Origin of the sequence: Pseudomonas sp. yb_9 (genome assembly GCF_043103635.1) — a bacterium.
In the GTDB taxonomy this organism is placed as follows: Bacteria; Pseudomonadota; Gammaproteobacteria; order Pseudomonadales; family Pseudomonadaceae; genus Aquipseudomonas; species Aquipseudomonas monteilii.
Map to the genome: position 1 here is coordinate 15,519 of NZ_JBICKA010000079.1, position 17,593 is coordinate 33,111.

At 62.4% G+C, this 17,593-nt stretch carries 14 protein-coding genes; 12 read left to right on the plus strand and 2 right to left on the minus strand.

Going from position 1 to position 17,593, the window contains the following annotated elements; translation table 11 throughout:
- The first annotated feature begins 355 nt into the window (after positions 1 to 355).
- From putP to ACF8MI_RS20880, 9 genes are all read left to right on the plus strand, one after another.
- A complete protein-coding gene (putP, locus tag ACF8MI_RS20840) occupies positions 356 to 1,834 on the plus strand; it encodes a sodium/proline symporter PutP (protein WP_060500301.1) in 1,479 nt (492 codons plus the stop codon).
- Between the two features lie 186 nt (positions 1,835 to 2,020).
- Positions 2,021 to 2,857, plus strand: a complete 837-nt coding sequence (locus ACF8MI_RS20845) for a 23S rRNA (adenine(2030)-N(6))-methyltransferase RlmJ (RefSeq protein ID WP_016712364.1) — start codon at positions 2,021 to 2,023, stop codon at positions 2,855 to 2,857.
- Positions 2,858 to 3,068: 211 nt separating this feature from the next.
- Positions 3,069 to 4,826, plus strand: coding sequence for a carbamoyltransferase (locus ACF8MI_RS20850; protein ID WP_016712363.1), 1,758 nt, complete (start codon positions 3,069 to 3,071; stop codon positions 4,824 to 4,826).
- A complete protein-coding gene (locus ACF8MI_RS20855) occupies positions 4,810 to 5,940 on the plus strand; it encodes a glycosyltransferase (protein ID WP_060500306.1) in 1,131 nt (376 codons plus the stop codon). Before ACF8MI_RS20850 ends, ACF8MI_RS20855 begins: the two co-directional genes overlap by 17 nt.
- Complete coding sequence (locus ACF8MI_RS20860) at positions 5,940 to 6,836, plus strand: antimicrobial resistance protein Mig-14 (protein WP_060500308.1); 897 nt, start codon at positions 5,940 to 5,942, stop codon at positions 6,834 to 6,836. Before ACF8MI_RS20855 ends, ACF8MI_RS20860 begins: the two co-directional genes overlap by 1 nt.
- Positions 6,833 to 8,236 carry a PIG-L deacetylase family protein gene (locus tag ACF8MI_RS20865; protein ID WP_060500311.1) on the plus strand — a complete coding sequence of 468 codons (1,404 nt, stop codon included), beginning with the start codon at positions 6,833 to 6,835 and terminating at the stop codon, positions 8,234 to 8,236. The genes ACF8MI_RS20860 and ACF8MI_RS20865 overlap by 4 nt, the downstream gene beginning before the upstream one ends.
- 48 nt (positions 8,237 to 8,284) lie before the next feature.
- Positions 8,285 to 9,241, plus strand: a complete 957-nt coding sequence (locus ACF8MI_RS20870) for a glycosyltransferase (RefSeq protein WP_019097680.1) — start codon at positions 8,285 to 8,287, stop codon at positions 9,239 to 9,241.
- 65 nt (positions 9,242 to 9,306) lie between these two features.
- Positions 9,307 to 10,080, plus strand: a complete 774-nt coding sequence (locus tag ACF8MI_RS20875) for a glycosyltransferase family 2 protein (protein WP_104833849.1) — start codon at positions 9,307 to 9,309, stop codon at positions 10,078 to 10,080.
- Positions 10,081 to 10,117: 37 nt separating this feature from the next.
- A complete protein-coding gene (locus ACF8MI_RS20880) occupies positions 10,118 to 11,209 on the plus strand; it encodes a glycosyltransferase (RefSeq protein ID WP_060500317.1) in 1,092 nt (363 codons plus the stop codon).
- Positions 11,210 to 11,212: 3 nt separating this feature from the next.
- On the opposite strand, the gene ACF8MI_RS20885 is transcribed toward ACF8MI_RS20880, so the two are convergent.
- On the minus strand, positions 11,213 to 11,818 hold the full coding sequence (locus ACF8MI_RS20885; protein ID WP_016712356.1) for a hypothetical protein: 606 nt from the start codon (positions 11,816 to 11,818) through the stop codon (positions 11,213 to 11,215).
- Positions 11,819 to 11,918: 100 nt separating this feature from the next.
- Here ACF8MI_RS20885 and ACF8MI_RS20890 point away from each other — a divergent pair, with 100 nt between their 5' ends.
- The 3 genes from ACF8MI_RS20890 to hldE all read left to right on the plus strand — a co-directional run bounded on the left by ACF8MI_RS20890 (position 11,919) and on the right by hldE (position 16,470).
- On the plus strand, positions 11,919 to 13,094 hold the full coding sequence (locus tag ACF8MI_RS20890) for an O-antigen ligase (RefSeq protein WP_060500319.1): 1,176 nt from the start codon (positions 11,919 to 11,921) through the stop codon (positions 13,092 to 13,094).
- Positions 13,095 to 13,109: 15 nt separating this feature from the next.
- Positions 13,110 to 14,918, plus strand: a complete 1,809-nt coding sequence (gene msbA / locus ACF8MI_RS20895; RefSeq protein WP_060500321.1) for a lipid A export permease/ATP-binding protein MsbA — start codon at positions 13,110 to 13,112, stop codon at positions 14,916 to 14,918.
- Positions 14,919 to 15,048: 130 nt separating this feature from the next.
- Positions 15,049 to 16,470 carry a bifunctional D-glycero-beta-D-manno-heptose-7-phosphate kinase/D-glycero-beta-D-manno-heptose 1-phosphate adenylyltransferase HldE gene (hldE, locus tag ACF8MI_RS20900; RefSeq protein WP_019097686.1) on the plus strand — a complete coding sequence of 474 codons (1,422 nt, stop codon included), beginning with the start codon at positions 15,049 to 15,051 and terminating at the stop codon, positions 16,468 to 16,470.
- Between the two features lie 126 nt (positions 16,471 to 16,596).
- On the opposite strand, the gene ACF8MI_RS20905 is transcribed toward hldE, so the two are convergent.
- Entirely contained in the window at positions 16,597 to 17,565 is a 969-nt protein-coding gene (locus ACF8MI_RS20905; RefSeq protein ID WP_060500324.1) for a hypothetical protein, read from the minus strand.
- Between the last annotated feature and the right edge of the window lie 28 nt (positions 17,566 to 17,593).

Below are 17,593 nucleotides of genomic sequence, written 5' to 3' on the forward strand. Positions count from 1 at the left end.
CTTATCCTCGTTATTGCCACGGTTGTGGCCTAAGCTGGCGTCAAGAGTATCTGTAGGATAATTTGGGTGCAACCAGGTGCAACCCGAATTTTTTGTGTAAAAGGTGCAACTCGTCTGACAGTCATTTCCACGCGATGGAAAGGGACGTTTTCTGTGCTTTTTATTCTGAAAAAACGGTTTGATACGCCAAAAAGGAGCAAAAAAGCAGCTTTATCGGAAAATGCACGGGCAGGTGCAACTTGCAAATGAAAAAGGGTTGCACCCGCTTTGTGTTGTTGCATAGCATTCGCCGCCTGGGTGCAACCGCCATGACTGCGGTTGCTAATGAGATAAAAACAAACGCCAGGGCACACGTATGGGCAACCCACTAACGATCACCTTCGTGATCTACATCGCGGCAATGGTGCTGATCGGCTTCGCCGCCTATCGCGCCACCAACAACCTTTCCGACTACATCCTCGGCGGTCGTAGCCTGGGCAGCGTGGTGACCGCGCTTTCCGCTGGCGCTTCCGACATGAGTGGCTGGCTGCTGATGGGCCTGCCGGGCGCGATCTACTTCTCCGGCCTTTCCGAAGCTTGGATCGCCATCGGCCTTACCGTCGGCGCCTACCTGAACTGGCTGTTCGTCGCCGGCCGCCTGCGCGTGCAGACCGAGCACAACGGTGATGCACTGACCCTGCCGGACTACTTCTCCAGCCGCTTCGAAGACAACAGCGGCCTGCTGCGGATCATCTCGGCCATCGTCATCCTGGTGTTCTTCACCATCTACTGCGCCTCTGGCATCGTTGCCGGTGCCCGGCTGTTCGAAAGCACCTTTGGCATGTCTTACGAAACCGCCCTGTGGGCCGGCGCTGCGGCTACCATCGCCTACACCTTCGTGGGTGGTTTCCTGGCGGTGAGCTGGACCGATACCGTGCAGGCGTCGCTGATGATCTTCGCGCTCATCCTCACCCCGGTGATCGTGCTGATCTCGACCGGCGGTTTCGACACCACCTTCGCCGCCATCGAGGCAGTGAACCCGGCCAACTTCGACATGCTCAAGGGCGCAACCTTTATTGGCATCATTTCACTGATGGGCTGGGGCCTGGGCTATTTCGGCCAGCCGCACATCCTGGCGCGCTTCATGGCTGCCGATTCGGTGAAATCGATCGCCAGCGCCCGCCGTATCTCCATGACCTGGATGATCCTGTGCCTGGCCGGTACCTGTGCCGTGGGCTTCTTCGGTATCGCCTACTTCTCGGCGAACCCTGGCCTGGCGGGTCCGGTTACCGAAAACCACGAGCGTGTGTTCATCGAACTGGCCAAGATCCTGTTCAACCCATGGATCGCCGGTGTGCTGCTGTCGGCCATCCTGGCGGCAGTAATGAGCACCCTGAGCTGCCAGCTGCTGGTGTGCTCCAGTGCCCTGACCGAAGACTTCTACAAAGCCTTCCTGCGCAAGAACGCTTCGCAGGGTGAGCTCGTGTGGGTCGGCCGCCTGATGGTACTGGCCGTTGCCCTGATCGCCATCGCCATGGCGGCCAACCCCGAAAACCGCGTGCTGGGCCTGGTGGCCTATGCCTGGGCTGGTTTCGGTGCGGCCTTCGGCCCGGTAGTGCTGATTTCGGTGCTGTGGAAAGGCATGACCCGTAACGGCGCGCTGGCCGGTATCGTGGTGGGCGCGCTGACCGTGATCCTGTGGAAGAACTTCGACACCCTCGGGCTCTACGAGATCATCCCGGGCTTCCTGTTCGCCAGCATTGCCATTGTGCTGGTGAGCAAGCTGGGCAGCCCGTCGCAGTCGATGGTCAAGCGTTTCGAGACTGCTGATGCGGCTTATCACGCTGACAAGTAACACCCGCTGATTCGGTGTTGCCTTCTTCGCGGGCAAGCCCGCTCCCACAGGTGCTTCGCAGAACTAGAGATCTGCGCAAGTCCTGTGGGAGCGGGCTTGCCCGCGAATGGAGCTAACACCGATCGACAGCCAGGCCTGACTCCGCCTGCAAGGCAAGGTAAACTTGCCACCCCCGCAGGAGTTGCCATGAACTATCGTCACGCCTTCCACGCCGGCAACCACGCCGACGTCCTCAAACACATCGTGCTGACCCGCCTCATCGCCCTGATGTCGCGCAAGGAGCAGCCGTTCGCCTATATCGATACCCACGCAGGGCTTGGTCTGTACGACCTGCAAGGCGACCAGGCAACCCGTACCGGCGAGTATCTGGAAGGCGTTGCCCGCTTGTGGAATCGTGACGACCTGCCAGCCATGGCTGCCGATTACCTGCGCGTCATCAAGCGCCTGAACGCCGACGGCGAGCTGCGCTACTACCCCGGTTCGCCCGAGCTGGCCCGCCGCCTGATGCGCCAGCAAGACCGTGCCCTGCTCAACGAGAAGCACCCCGAAGACGGGCCGCTGCTCAAAGAAAACATGAAAAAAGACCCCCGCGTGGTCGTGCACCTGGGCGAAGGCTGGCATGTGCCGCGTGCCTTGCTGCCCGTGCAGGAAAAGCGCGCGATCATGCTGATCGACCCGCCGTTCGAGCAGGCCGATGAGCTCAAGCGCTGCACCAACGCCATGAAAGAGGCGATTGGCCGCATGCGCCAGACCGTCGCGGCCATCTGGTACCCGATCAAGGACCAGCGCTCGCTGACTCGCTACTACCAGGACCTGACCAGCACCGGTGCGCCGAAACTGCTGCGGGTCGAGCTGTATGTGCATCACCAGGACAGCCCGCAGGGGCTCAATGGCTCTGGCCTGGCCATCGCCAACCCGCCATGGGGGCTGGAAGAAGAGCTCAAGGAGCTGCTGCCGTGGCTGGCCAAGGAGCTGGCGCAGACCGATGGCAGCTACCGCATGGACTGGCTGATCGCCGAGTAATCAGGCACCACAACTCTCCTGTGGGAGCGGGCTCGCCCGCGAATACCGGCAAAGCCGGTGCCATGCATCGCGGCGCCTGCTTCGCGGGCAAGCCCGCTCCCGCAGGTTAATGCAGTGCCTCTGCTGATCTTTGCGTTATAATCCCGCCCTTTAGCCGCCACCCGCCCAAGAGGCCGCTGGCGCATTTTTACCGAATGAAGAGGCTAATCCCTTGGCATTGACGATCCTTGGCCTGTCCGGCGCCCTTAGCCATGACCCTTCCGCGGCCCTGTACATTGACGGCAAGCTGATTGCCGCCGCCGAAGAAGAGCGCTTCGTGCGTGACAAGCATGCGAAGAACCGCATGCCCTACGAGTCGGCGAAGTTCTGCCTGGAGCAGGCAGGCATCAAGCCGTCCGACGTCGACGTGGTAGCCATCCCGTTCGCCCCGATCAGCCTGTTCGGCAAGGCGCGCTGGCACTATGCCAAGCGCTATTGGTACGCCCCGGATCGTGCCCTCGACGCCATCCTGATGGGCAACCGTCGCTACAAACGCTACCGCAAGAAGATCGTCTGGTGCCTGGAGCAGCTGGGCTTCGACCCGAAAAAGGTCAAGATCGAGCCGGTCGAGCACCACCTGGCCCATGCCTCCAGTGCCTACCACTGCTCGGGCTTCAAGGAAAAAACCGCCATCCTCGGCATCGACGGTAAAGGCGAATACGCCACCACCTTCTTTGGCTACGGCGAGAACGGCAAGATCCACAAGATCAAGGAGTTCTTCGACCCGGACTCCCTGGGGGGCCTGTACGGCGCGATCACCGAGTTTCTCGGCTTCGAGATGCTTGACGGTGAATTCAAGGTCATGGGCATGGCGCCGTATGGCGACGCCAGCAAGTACGATTTCTCGCGCCTGGCCAGCTTCGAAAACGGCGAACTGGTGATCAACACCGAGTATGCCAACGTTATCGGCCTGCGCCGCTATAAAGAGAAGGGCAAGGGCTTCTACTTCTCGCCGAAGCTGATCGAATGGCTGGGCCCCAAGCGCGAAGGCGACATCGCCGACGAGCCGTACATTCATTACGCGGCCAGCATGCAGGCGCTGTTCGAGAAACTGGCGCTGCAGATGATCGACCACTACCTGGGCGACACCCTGCGTGAAACCGGCAAGCTGGCCTTCGCTGGCGGCTGCGCGCTGAACGTGAAGCTGAACCAGAAGATCATCGCCCGCCCGGACGTGAAAGAGCTGTTCGTCCAGCCGGCCTCTGGCGACGCCGGTACTGCCGTTGGCGCCGCGGCCTATGTTTCCCACGCCCGTGGCGTACCGGTCGAGAAGATGGAGCACGTCTACCTCGGCCCGTCGTACTCCAACGAAGACGTGATCGCGGCCTGCGCCCGTCACCCGAACCAGCCGAAGTGGCGCAAGCTGGAGAACATGCCTCAGCAAATCGCCCAGATCATGGTCGACGGCAACCCGGTGGCCTGGTTCCAGGGCCGCATGGAGTTCGGCCCGCGTGCCCTTGGTGGCCGTTCGATCATTGGCTGCCCGAGCGTTGAAGGCGTGGCTGACCGCATCAACCACCAGATCAAGTTCCGCGAACGCTGGAGACCTTTCTGCCCGTCGATGCTCGACACCGTCGCCCCGCAGATGATCAAGGTCGACCACCCTGCGCCGTTCATGACCTTCACCTTCGAAGTGGCTGAAGAGTGGAAAACCCGTGTGCCGGAAGTGGTCCACGAGGACGGTACTTCGCGTGCCCAGGTGCTCAAGCGTGAGTACAACCCACGCTACTACGACATGATGAAGGCGCTGGAAGACCTGACCGGCAACGGCGTGTCGCTGAACACCTCGCTCAACCGCCGTGGCGAACCGATGATCTGCTCGCCGACCGATGCCCTGAACATGTTCTTCGGCTCGGACCTGCAGTACCTGATCATGGAAGACATCTTGGTCGTGAAGGACGGCGCTGCCGCCTATGACCAGCCGCTCTGAACCGCGTATCCTGCAGTTCTGCCATGGCTATGACGGGCCTTTCCTGGATTGCGCCCGTCAGTACGCCAGCCTGTTCCAGGGGCGTGGCTACCAGGTCACCACGGTGTTCCTCACCGGCGCTGCCGACCCGCAGGTAGCGGCGGGCTGCGCGTCGGACGAGGTGCTGTTTCTGGAATTCAGCTCCAAGGCCGTGCGTGGCCTGAAGCTCGGCGCCATCCGTGCCTTGCGGCGGATCGCGGCCGAGCGCAATTTCGCGTTCTGCATTGCCCACCGCTTCAAGCCGATCTATGTGGCTCTGCTGGGTACCGGCCTGCCGGTGATTGGCGTGCACCATGCCTTTGGCGACTACGAGCGCAAAGGCCGCCGGCTGTTCGCCAACCTGTTCAGCAAGCGCCTGAGCCTGCTGGGCGTGTCGGACGCCGTGCGTGACGATATGCGCCGCTGCCTGCCGCAGTGGCCGGCCGACCGCATCCAGACCCTGTACAACCGCATTGATATCGACGCCCTGCAAGCGGCACTGGTGCCGCGCGCCGAAGCACGCCAGGCCCTGGGCCTGGATGCACAGGCATGGATCGTCGGGAATGTCGGGCGCCTGCACCCGGACAAGGACCAGGCGACCCTGTTGCGTGGTTTTGCTCAGGCGTTGCCAGTGCTGCCAGCCGGCGCCCGTTTGGCGATTCTCGGCAAGGGCCGGTTGGAGGCCAAGCTCAAGGCCCAGGCCGCCGAGCTGGGCATTGCCGGGCAGGTGGACTTCCTGGGCCAGATACCGGATGCACGGCGCTATTTCCAGGCGTTCGACGTGTTTGCCCTGAGCTCTGACCATGAACCGTTCGGCATGGTCCTGCTCGAAGCCATGGTCGCCGGTGTGCCGGTGCTCGCCACGGCGTGCGGCGGGGCTCGCGAAGTGGTCGAGGGTGTGGGTGTGCTGTTCCCGCTGGGCGATGCTGCACAGTTGGCGCAGGGGCTGAAGCATCTGGCTGTGCTGGACGGCGAGCAGCGTCAGGCCTGTGCCGAGCACATGCTGCAGCGTCTGCGTGAACGTTTCTCTGACCAAGCGGTGCGTGAGGCCTTCTGGCAGTTGCCGCAGGTAAGCGCGCTGGTGGGGCAGGCTTGATGCTCAATCGAATCCAGGCCTTCCGCGAACGTGGTTGGCAAGTTATAGACACCAAGGCCTATGCCGAGGCATGGGCGCGCTTTGGTGGCAGTGTTGCCACTCATCCGCTGGTGGTCGAACAGCTGGCAGACCTGGCACAGATCCCGGTGCGATACCTGGGCTGGCATCAGGCGGGTGAGCTGAAGGCCGCCATCCCGACCTGGGGGCGTCACCTGGCGCTGTCCAAGGATGTGCTCAAACGTGCCGGCAAGAAAGCCCTGTTCGATCTGGGCAATGCCGAAATCATCCTGCCGGCGGCAGCCGATGCTGCTGCACCGCTGCGCCATGCCGCGCGCTACCTGTCCGATCTGAACCAGGGCCGCTTCAGCGGCCTCAAGGCGCAGAAGGAACAGCTGGCCATGGCCCGCGCCCCTGAAGACCTGTCGAAGAAGTTCCGCTACAACCAGCGCCGCGAACTGCGCCTGCTGGAAGAAGCAGGTGGCGTGGTACGCCCGATCAGCGACTTCAGTGCGCAGGAAATCGCCAGCATGTACTGCGACCTGTTCCAGCGCCGCTGGGGCTTCCCGGCCACTGGTGCCGAGCACATGGCCCAGGTGCTGGAGCGCCTGCAAGCGCTGCTGATCGGCTCGGTACTGCTGCTGGATGGCAAGCCGATTGCCATTCAGCTGGTGTACCGCGTTGAAGCGCCGGAATGGATCAGCGTCGAGTACATCAATGGCGGCGTAGACCCTGAAACCAAGGCTTTCAGCCCGGGCAGTGTGCTGAGCTTCCTCAATACCCAGGCCGCCTGGGAAGACGCCCGTGCGCGCAACAAGCCGCTGCGGTTCTCGTTCGGCCGTGCCGACCGCGAGTACAAGGACCGCTGGTGCAACCCTGTGCCGGTGTACCAGGCGTGAGCCGCAAGCAGCAGTTGCTCAAGCGCCACCGGCGCAACAAGCGCCTGGGCTTGCTGGTGGGCCTGGTTGCGTTGCTCGCCTTGGGTGTTTTCAGCTGGTGGTGGCTGCCATTGCTGCTGCTGCCGCTGGTCTGGGCGGCTCACGAAGCCTGGTTTGCCGACCATCTGTTCTATGCCCCGGGCGAGGACTACGCCTACGACTTCGGTGAACAGGCGCGGGAAGTGCCTGCCAGCCTGCGCGATGGCCAGCTCCAGGCCGATTGCGTGCTGCAGGGTGACGAAACCCTCATGCTTGAGCTGCAGGTAAAAAGCACCTGGCTGGGGCGGTTTCTCGACCCTCGGGTAGAGCTGGGCGCTGCTGAGCAGGCTGACCGGCAAACGTTCGAGCGTGGTGTTGATGGCGTGCGGTTTCTCAACCTGACCGGCTTGGCCGTGCCCTTGCAAGCGGGTACCTTGCGCCTGCGCGGTCGCCATTGTCGGCTGCAAGGCCAGCTGCGCCTGTGGATAACCCCCGCTGTCGAGTTGCAACGGCGCCGGGTGATGGTGATCGCGCCGCACGCCGATGACGCCGAGCTGGCCGCATATGGCCTCTACAGCCAGGCCGACGAAACCTGGGTGGTCACCCTGACAGCTGGCGAAATCGAAGCCGAACACTACCAGCAGATGGGCCTGGAACAAGCCGAGGCCGCCCGCCTGAAGGGCCGCTTGCGTGCCTGGGACAGCATCGCCGTGCCGCGCTGGGCGGGTGTGCCGGAGTCACGTTGTGTGCAGCTGGGTTACTTCTGCCTGCAACTGCCTGCCATGCAGGCCGCGCCCGATCTGCAGGCTGCTTCCCGTGAAGCCGATCTGGCCGATATCCGTGTGTTCCGCCAGTTCAACCCGTTCCCGCTGCCGGCCGACCGCGATGGCGCGCCAACCTGGCACAACCTGCTGGCCGACCTGCGGGCCTTGCTGGAAATGGCCAAGCCTGAAGTATTGGTGATGCCGCACCCGCAGCTCGACCCGCACCCCGACCACATCTGCGCGCAGGCAGCCGTGCTGGAGGCCCTGCAAGGCGTGGCCTGGCAGCCGCAAACCTTGTTGTGCTACGCCAATCACCTGCACGACAACGACCGTTGGCCGATGGGCGACAGTGGCGACGGCGTGGCCTTGCCGCCGCAGTTGAGCGCAGCGCAGGCTTGGGCACCCTGCAGCCTGGTGCTGGATCTGGCCACGCAGCGCGACAAGGCCATGGCCCTGGGCATGATGCACGACTTGCAGCCGCCGGCCCCCTTCAAGCGCCGCTTGCGCCGCCTGCTGCAACGCTGGCTGGCCGGGCGGCAGCCCTCGCCTTACGGGGAGAACGAGTTCTTCCGCAAGGCCGTGCGCAGGCACGAACTGTTCTGGCGGCGTGAACTGTAAGCACGCCCCATGGTTGACCGCGATGGCGCAGAGCGCCCAAGGAACGTTATGAAAGTCCTATTTCTGGTACAGAAGGAACAGCGGGCTATTCTCGACCGCCTGTACGACGGCGTCGCGGCCAACTGCGAGTGCGACCTGCGCTGGCTGAGCAGCGATGACCAGCGCAACCTGCGCCGCTATTTCAAGCGTGAAGTGCAGGTCGAGCGCTATGACCGCATCGTGTTCTTCCTGCGCTTCAAGCAGGAGATTCGCCAGGTGGCCTTCATCCGCACCGTGCCGAACCTGGTCATCCTCGAGCACGACGCCTACCAGAACTACATCCCGTGCAAGTACACCGGCAAGTTCAGCGCCCATTACCGGCAGCTGCCATGGGCGCGGGTCATCAGCTCGGGTTACATGGTCAGCGAACGCCTGCGCCAGGAAGGCTTCGATGCGGTATTCGTGCCCAAGGGCTATGACGAGCAGTTGCTGGCCGATCAAGGGCGTGAGCGCGACATCGAACTGGCCTTCGTCGGCAGTGTCAACAGCGTGGCCTACAGCGGCCGCAAGGCGCTGCTGGACGAATTGGGGCAGGTCGAGAACCTGCTGGTCACCCGTACCAAGTCGGGCGAAGACTACTGCAACACGCTCAACCGTATCCGTTTCTTCGTCAGTGCCGACGTCGGCATGGGCGAATACATGATCAAGAATTTCGAAGCCATGGCTTGTGGCTGTGTATTGCTGGCATACGACCAGGGCGAAGAAGAGAACCGCGCGCTGGGCCTGCAGGACATGCACAACGTGGTGTTCTATGACAACATCCCGACCCTTCAGGAAAAGCTCCGCCGTTTGCGGGCAGACCCTGAACTGGCCCGGCAGATTGCAGAAAATGGTCGCCATCTGGCGGTTTCCCGTTTCAGTTTCGCCGCAGTTGGACGTAGCATCGTCGACCACATGCGCCCGGCGCTCAGGCCCCACCCGCCATTGTCTGCATGGCAGCGGCTGCGCCTGAAGCTGGGCATCTAAATAAGAGCTTTCACGCCCAGGAGCGGGTTGTTGAAGGCCGTTTGTCGCAATGCGGAGGGAGTCCGGTGCGCTTTTCAAATGAGAGTGACGTCACGCTCGTCGTGACCAGTTGTGGGCGGTTCGATCTGCTCAAAGATACCCTTGAGAGTTTCGACCGCTACAACACCGCGCCCATTCGCGAGGTATTCATCACCGAAGATTCCGGTGACGATGCTGTGCATGCCGCTGTGCCAGAGCACTGGAAACCGTACTGCAAGGTGTTCGTCAACCGGCCCAAGCTTGGCCAGTTGCCGTCTATCGACCTGGCCTACAGCCACGTCAAGACGCCGTACATCTTCCACTGCGAGGACGACTGGCATTTCTATCGCCAAGGCTTTGTCGAAGACTCGCGGGCCATTCTGGATGTGAGCCCCAACCTGTTGCAGGTGTGGCTGCGCAGCCATGCTCACGACCTGGCCATCCACAGCCCTTACATCCACTTGGGCGATCGGCAGGTGATCGCGGGTGTGCCTTGCTACCCGCTGCTGTCCGACAAGGCTGAATGGCAGGCGTTTTCGCTCAACCCCGGTCTGCGGCGTTTGAGTGATTACCAGCGCTGCGCGCCATTTGCCGCCTATGCTGGAGAGAAGGCGCTTTCCCGACGCTACGCTGAGTTAAATCTGACAGCGGTCACCTTGGAGGGTGATGCAGTATTGCACACTGGATTCGGTAATCACGTGACCTTGCCCATCGAAGTGGAGCGCAAGGCCAAACGCCGTCAACGTGATCGGATCAAACTGGCATTGACGCTGGTGACGGGTGCCTTGATCGGCATGGGTATCACCCTTTTTGTTCAATGAAGTCGCTGTCCCACCTGACATGAGCGGGAGAGGGCCCATGAACATCGTCAATATGATGTGGGCGGGTGGAACGCCGTACATGTCCATCCACAAGGTGCATCGCCAAGTGCTGTCGCACGCAGGTACCGATGCCCGGATCAGTAACTGGTTGCTGCTGGGAAGCGGGTTGTGTTGCGGGCTTGGCTCGACCCGGGAGTGGCACATGCCACTGCGTGCGCTGAAAGGGCGGCACCTGTGGCGCCTGTTGCGGCCCTGGTTGCGCTTGCGTTTGCGCAAGGCGCTTGCCGAGGCCAAGGCCGAGGTCGTGCTGCTCGACGGTATTGGTGTCGCGCGGCTGGTGCTACCGCTGTTGCAGAACAGCCCTCAGGTGCGGGCAAAGGTGCTGTTCCATGGCAAGACGCGCCTGAACAGTAGCGATGTACGCTTGTTGCGTATGTTCCCCGCCGAGCGCCTGAGCATCGCAGCGGTATCGCATACACTGGCCGAATCGCTGGAGCACGACTTGGGCAGGCCGGTGCAGACCCTGCGCATGGCGCTTGACCCGTTAGCGTTCGTCGAGCCGTTGTTGAGCCGTGACAGGGCCAGGCAGGCGCTGCAGTTGCCTGCTGCGAGCGGGGTGATGCTGGGCGCGGTAGGGCGGTTGGTGGAAAGCAAAGGCTTCGAGATGCTGATCGAGGCGTTTGCCCGGGCCAGCACACATCAGCCGGACCTGCAGTTGGCCATTATTGGCGAAGGTCCTCTGCACGCCGTGCTGCAAGAGCGTATCGATGTACTGGGCCTGGCCGCGCGCGTTCACCTGTGCGGTCACCGTGAAGACCTGCAGCAGTTGTATCGGGCGTTCGATTGGCTACTGGTGCCTTCTCGCTCTGAAGGCCTGGGGCTGGTGGTGCAGGAGGCGGTCATGGCCGACGTGCCGGTGGTGTGCAGCGACCTGCAAGTGTTTCGCGAACAGTTGCAGGATACCGGCGGTTACCTGCCGGTAGCCGATGAAGGGGCATGGGCCGAAGCAATCGAACGATGCACGTCCCTCAGCCCCCAGGCGGTAGCCGCCCGGCAGCGTCAGGCGCTGGCGCCGGAGCAAGCCTGGCAGGCCTTCTGCAATGGCTCGCAGAGCTTGCTGCGCAAATGACGTTCAGCGTGCCAGCAGGGCCGCCTCGAACGCAGCGAGGGGGAACCGGTCACCCAGGTTCTCCCGCTCGATATAGCGCACCATGTGCTGCACATTGCGACGAATCATGCGTGCCGACAACGGTGGGCGCAGGAAACGCATGTCGGCCACGTCGATCAGGCCCAGGCGCTGGTCGGGGGTAACCACCACGTTGCCCAGGTGCAGCGAGCGGAAGTACACGCCACTGTGGTGCAGCTGGCGAACCAGCTGAATCAGCTGCGGCAGGTAGGTATCCCAGCTGAACCCTTCATCGCGCGACATTTGCAGCAGGGTACGCCCGGGCAGCGGGCGATACAGCACGGCGGTACGGCCTGGCAGGTCGAGCTTGTGCTGGCTGATCACCTCGAGCGTAGGGATGCCCAGTTGCGCCAGGCGCGCGGCGTTATCGACGAAGCGCTGCGAGTAGGGGCGCAACAGTGCAGATGAAATCAGCCGCTTCCTACGAAAAACCTTGAGGAAATTTCCATCCTTGAGCAGGTAGACTTTGGCGCCATGGCTGTCTGCCTCAAGCACCTGTGCGCCTTGTGTCAGCTGATCGAAGTCGACCTGGGTGAGCCGGGAGCATTGCATGAATAGAGCCTTGTCGTCTGGCGAGCAAAATGACCGGCAATAATGCCGAAAATAATGCTGTTGCACCATGGATGGTGTCTTTGATTCATCGGGGGAAAGGATGTTGTATCAAAAAAACTGGGCACGGGCCTGGTTAGGTTTGGGTCTGGTCTGGTTCCTGGCAGCAATTGCCCTGGCACCGAGCAACAAGGTTTACCAGCAGGGGCTGGTGTTGTTTTTGTGGCTGCCAACGCTGGTACTGGCGTGGTCTGCCCGTGAAGTGCTGGTGCAAGCCTGGAGGCGCCAGCCGGCGCTGTGGGTGAGTGTGCTGCTGTTGTTGGCGTGGTGCGGGCTGAGCCTGGCCTGGTCGCCCGCAGAAGACCCAGGGCGCGAGATCAAGCGCCTTGTCTACATTCTGGTATTCCTGCTGGCATTCCCGCTGCTGGCGCAGCAAGGCAGGGCCCGCATTCGTCAGCTGTTGCTGCTTGGCAGCAGCCTGTTGGCCGTCGCTGCGCTGGTCTCGATCATCAATTTCTACGGTTTGCAGGGCAAATCGTTGCTGGCCCGTCTGGCAGGCATTGGCGAGATCTCGCACCCGATTCTGGGGGCTTATGTCATTGGCTCGGCGGTGCTCTTCTTGCTGTACGACCCGCCGCGCCAGCGTGGTCTGCAGCTGTTATGGCTGGCGGCGCTGGTCTGTCTGGGCGCGTTTGCCATGCTCAGCCAGAGCCGCGGGGCGATTCTGGCCCTGGTGATCACCGTGGTGATCGCGCCGCTGTGGTTCCGCGATCGCCACAGCCAGGTGTTTTCCATCCTGGCGCTGGTTGCCACCGGCCTGGCGTTCTTCGTCGTATACGACCTGATCGCCAAGCGCGGCTCGTCCTATCGGCCGGAAATCTTCAATGCCGTCATCGATATGATTGCCGCACACCCCTGGACCGGCCTGGGGCTGGGGGCTCCCTACGACGTAAGTGCCGTGGGTAAACACTTTGACCACACCCACAACATGTTCACCCATGTTGCCGTGGAAATGGGGATCCCTGGCATGCTGCTCTGGGTCATCGTGTGGTTGTTCACCCTGGGCGAAATCGTCCGTGCGCGCGGCACGCTGTTTGGCAAGATCCTTCTGGGGTTCTGGGTGTACTCGACCCTGGCCATGCAGTTCGATGCCGCCAGCCTCACCGGTACGCCGCGCGCCGAGTGGTTCATCAGCTGGCTGCCTGTCGGCCTTGCCATGATGCTGCCATGGGGGCGTGCCGAAAATGGCGCCTGTGGTAAAATTTCCGGTTCAACCTGAACAGCGAGCTCGATAATGGCCGAAACACCGCGACCGGCGGAGCACAACTCCAGCCTGAAGATCTACTTCCGGCTGCTGAGCTATGTGAAACCCTATGTCGGCATTTTCCTGCTGAGCATTGTCGGTTTCGTGATCTTTGCCTCGACCCAGCCAATGCTGGCGGGCATCCTCAAATACTTCGTCGATGGGCTGAGCAACCCCGAAGCGGTGTTGTTCCCCAACGTGCCCTACCTGCGCGACCTGCAATTGCTGCAGGCGGTGCCGCTGCTGATCATCCTGATCGCCGCGTGGCAGGGCCTGGGTTCGTTCCTCGGCAACTACTTCCTGGCCAAGGTGTCCCTGTGCCTGGTGCATGACCTGCGGGTGGAGTTGTTCAACAAGCTGCTGGTGTTGCCCAACCGCTATTTCGACAACCATAACTCCGGGCACCTGATTTCGCGCATTACCTTCAACGTGACCATGGTCACCGGCGCGGCGACCGATGCCATCAAGGTGGTGATCCGCGAAGGCCTGACCGTGGTGTTCCTGTTCGCCTATCTGCTGTGGATGAACTGGCACCTGACCTTGGTGATGGTCGCCATCCTGCCGGTAATTGCGGTGATGGTCAGCGTTGCCAGCAAGAAATTCCGCAAACAGAGCAAGAAGATCCAGGTGGCCATGGGTGATGTCACCCACGTTGCCTCGGAAACCATCCAGGGCTACCGCGTGGTGCGCAGCTTCGGTGGCGAGGCCTATGAGGAGCAGCGTTTCGGCAAGGCCAGCCAGAGCAATACCGACAAGCAATTGCGCATGACCAAGACCGGCTCGCTCTACACGCCGATGCTGCAGCTGGTGATCTACAGCGCCATGGCCGCGCTCATGTTCCTGGTGCTGTTCCTGCGCGGTGAGTCCACGGCGGGCGACCTGGTTGCCTATATCACCGCCGCCGGCCTGCTGCCCAAGCCGATACGCCAGCTTTCGGAAGTCAGCTCGACCATCCAGAAGGGCCTGGCCGGTGCAGAAAGCATCTTCGAGCAACTGGACGAAGAGCCTGAGCTGGACACCGGTACTGTCGAGAAGGAGCGGGTGGAAGGGCGCCTGGAAGTGCGCAACCTGAGCTTCACCTACCCGGGTACCGAGCGCGAAGTGCTAAGCGACATCAGCTTTGTCGCCGAGCCAGGGCAAATGATCGCCCTGGTGGGCCGTTCCGGCAGCGGCAAGTCGACCCTGGCCGCGCTGATCCCGCGCTTCTATCACCACGACCAAGGGCAAATTCTGCTCGATGGCGTGGAAATCGAGAACTATCGCCTGCGCAACCTGCGCCGCCATGTTTCGCAGGTGACTCAGCACGTCACCCTGTTCAACGACACCGTGGCCAATAACATCGCTTACGGCGACCTGGCTGGCGCCCCGCGCGCAGATATCGAAGCCGCTGCAGCCGATGCCTACGCCAAGGAGTTCGTCGACCGGTTGCCGAAGGGCTTCGATACCGAAGTGGGTGAGAACGGCGTGCTGCTTTCCGGCGGCCAACGCCAGCGCCTGGCGATTGCCCGGGCGCTGCTGAAAAACGCACCGCTGCTGATCCTCGATGAAGCCACTTCGGCACTGGATACCGAGTCCGAGCGGCACATCCAGGCCGCCCTGGACCATGTAATGCAAGGCCGCACCACGCTGGTGATCGCCCACCGCCTGTCGACCATCGAGAAGGCCGATCAGATCCTGGTCATGGACCAGGGTCGCCTGGTGGAGCGTGGCACCCATGCCGAACTGCTTGCGGCTAATGGCCATTATGCCCGCCTGCACGCCATGGGCCTGGATGAGCCGGTCAAGGCCGATATCACCTGAGTCCTCCCTGATCGGGGCCTTAACGGCCCCGATTGTCACGGGAATTTTCCGGGGACGATCTGGCCATAAAGCCGTCGTCTACCCTGTGCTAATATCCTGCCCCTGTTCATTATTTCCATATGGGTTGCCCATGAAGTTGTCCATGCCGCGTTTCGATCAAGCCCCGGTACTGGTGGTCGGCGATGTCATGCTCGACCGCTACTGGCATGGCGGTACTTCGCGTATTTCGCCTGAGGCGCCAGTCCCGGTGGTCAAGGTCGATCAGATCGAAGATCGCCCAGGCGGTGCGGCCAACGTTGCCTTGAACATCGCTGCGTTGGGCGCGCCGGCGTCGCTGATCGGCGTCACCGGCCAGGATGAAGCTGCCGACAGCCTGGCCAATAGCCTGCAGGCTGCCGGTGTGCGTTCGGTGTTCCAGCGCATCGCGCATCAGCCGACCATCGTCAAGCTGCGGGTCATGAGCCGTCACCAGCAGTTGCTGCGTATCGATTTCGAAGAGCCGTTCGCCACCGACCCGCTGTCGCTGGGCGCGGAAGTCGACAGCTTGCTTGAAGGCGTCAAGGTGCTGGTCCTTTCCGACTACGGCAAGGGCGCACTGAAAAACCACCAGAGCCTGATCCAGGCGGCGCGAGCCAAGGGTATTCCGGTGCTGGCTGACCCCAAGGGCAAGGATTTTTCCATCTACCGCGGTGCCAGCCTGATCACCCCGAACCTCAGCGAGTTCGAGACCATCGTTGGCCGTTGTGCCGATGAGGCCGAGCTGGTTGCCAAAGGCGTGCAACTGCTGCAGGACCTGGACCTGGGCGCCTTGTTGGTTACCCGTGGTGAGCACGGCATGACCCTGCTGCGCACGGGGCAGCCAGCGCTGCACCTGCCGGCGCGGGCGCGCGAAGTGTTCGATGTGACCGGTGCCGGTGATACTGTCATCTCCACCCTTGCGGCGGCCATTGCGGCTGGCGAGGACCTGCCCCACGCGGTGGCGCTGGCCAACCTGGCGGCAGGCATCGTGGTTGGCAAGCTGGGTACGGCTGCGATCAGCGCCCCTGAACTGCGCCGGGCCATCCAGCGCGAAGAAGGCTCCGAGCGCGGTGTGCTGGGCCTTGAGCAGTTGCTGCTGGCCATCGATGATGCGCGGGCGCACAAAGAGAAGATCGTCTTCACCAATGGCTGCTTCGACATTCTTCACGCCGGGCATGTCACCTACCTTGAGCAGGCGCGGGCCCAGGGCGATCGCCTGATCGTCGCGGTCAACGACGATGCCTCGGTCAGCCGCCTGAAAGGGCCTGGCCGGCCGATCAACAGCGTCGACCGGCGCATGGCCGTTCTGGCCGGCCTGGGGGCGGTGGATTGGGTGATCAGTTTCCCTGAGGGCACGCCGGAAAACCTGCTGAGCCAGGTCAAGCCGGATGTGCTGGTCAAGGGTGGCGACTATGGCATCGACCAGGTGGTGGGCGCCGATATCGTCAAGGCCTATGGCGGTACCGTGAAGGTGCTGGGTCTGGTCGAGAACAGCTCGACCACGGCGATTGTCGAGAAAATCCGCAAAAATTGATTGGGGCCGCTTTGCGGCCCTTCGCGGGCAAGCCCGCTCCCACAGGTACAGCGCAGGTCTCGAGAACTGTGCAGGTCCTGTGGGAGCGGGCTTGCCCGCGAAGGGCTGCAAAGCAGCCCCAGGATGTCACTTGTGCAATGAGGTCCGAGCCCGCTCCAGCAGCGCCCGCGCCTTGTCACCAAACCGCTGCAAGTGCGATGCCCGCAACGGCTTGGGCTCCACCAACCCCTGTTGCTTCACCCAGTCCTTCCAGCGCACTCGCTCGTCCTTCACCACCCAACCTTCCTGCCGGGCAAAACTCTCTGCCAGGTACAGCCCACGCGTACTCGCCGGTACCAGTTCATCCTTCTTCAGCGTATACAGCTCCGCCAGCGGTTGGCCGTCCTTCAACGGCATCAGGTACAGGTCTGGCCGTTTGCGGTTGAGTCGCGCCACCAGCTGGCCGCTCTCCAGTCGCTCATCGACGTGGAACAGGCTGAGCTTTTTGGCTTCACGGGGCACCTGCAGACGCATATCGTAGATCAGTTGCAGCGAGGCGGTGGGCAAGTGCACATAGGCCCGTGGCCGCTCCAGTAGCATCAGGTTGCCGCAGTGCACGGGGCGGGCGGCGCCGGACTGCGGGGTCAGCAGGAAGTGCGGTGTTTCGCGATAGTGCAGGGCGGCGGCGTACGGCACGGGCAGCCAGGTATCATTGAAGCGCCCGCCCAGCCAGCCTTCCGGGGTTTCCAGCAGGCATTCCTCAGCCACTTCCTGCACCGCCGTGTGCAACGGCAGGTTCAGCTCCTGTGCCGGTACATAGCCGGAAATCAGTTTCAGCACCACATCGCCCCGGTCTTGCCGGCGCTGGCGCACCAGCACCCAGTAATCACGGTTTTGCCAATGCAGGGTAAGGCGCACCGACACACCCAGGTTGGCCAGTTCGGCCACGAAGTGCTGCGTGTCGGGTAGCTGGATGGCCTTGCGCCGCTGCTGGGTCTGGGCAAAGTTGAGCGGCATGCCGATACTTTGATAAATCAGCCCATCGGGCGTGGCCTCCACATGCAGCGGCAGTGTCTTGAAGTTGCTCGGGTTCTTGCGGATCAGCGTTCGCGCCACGAGGCTCCTCCTTGCGTCGGGTCAGTCG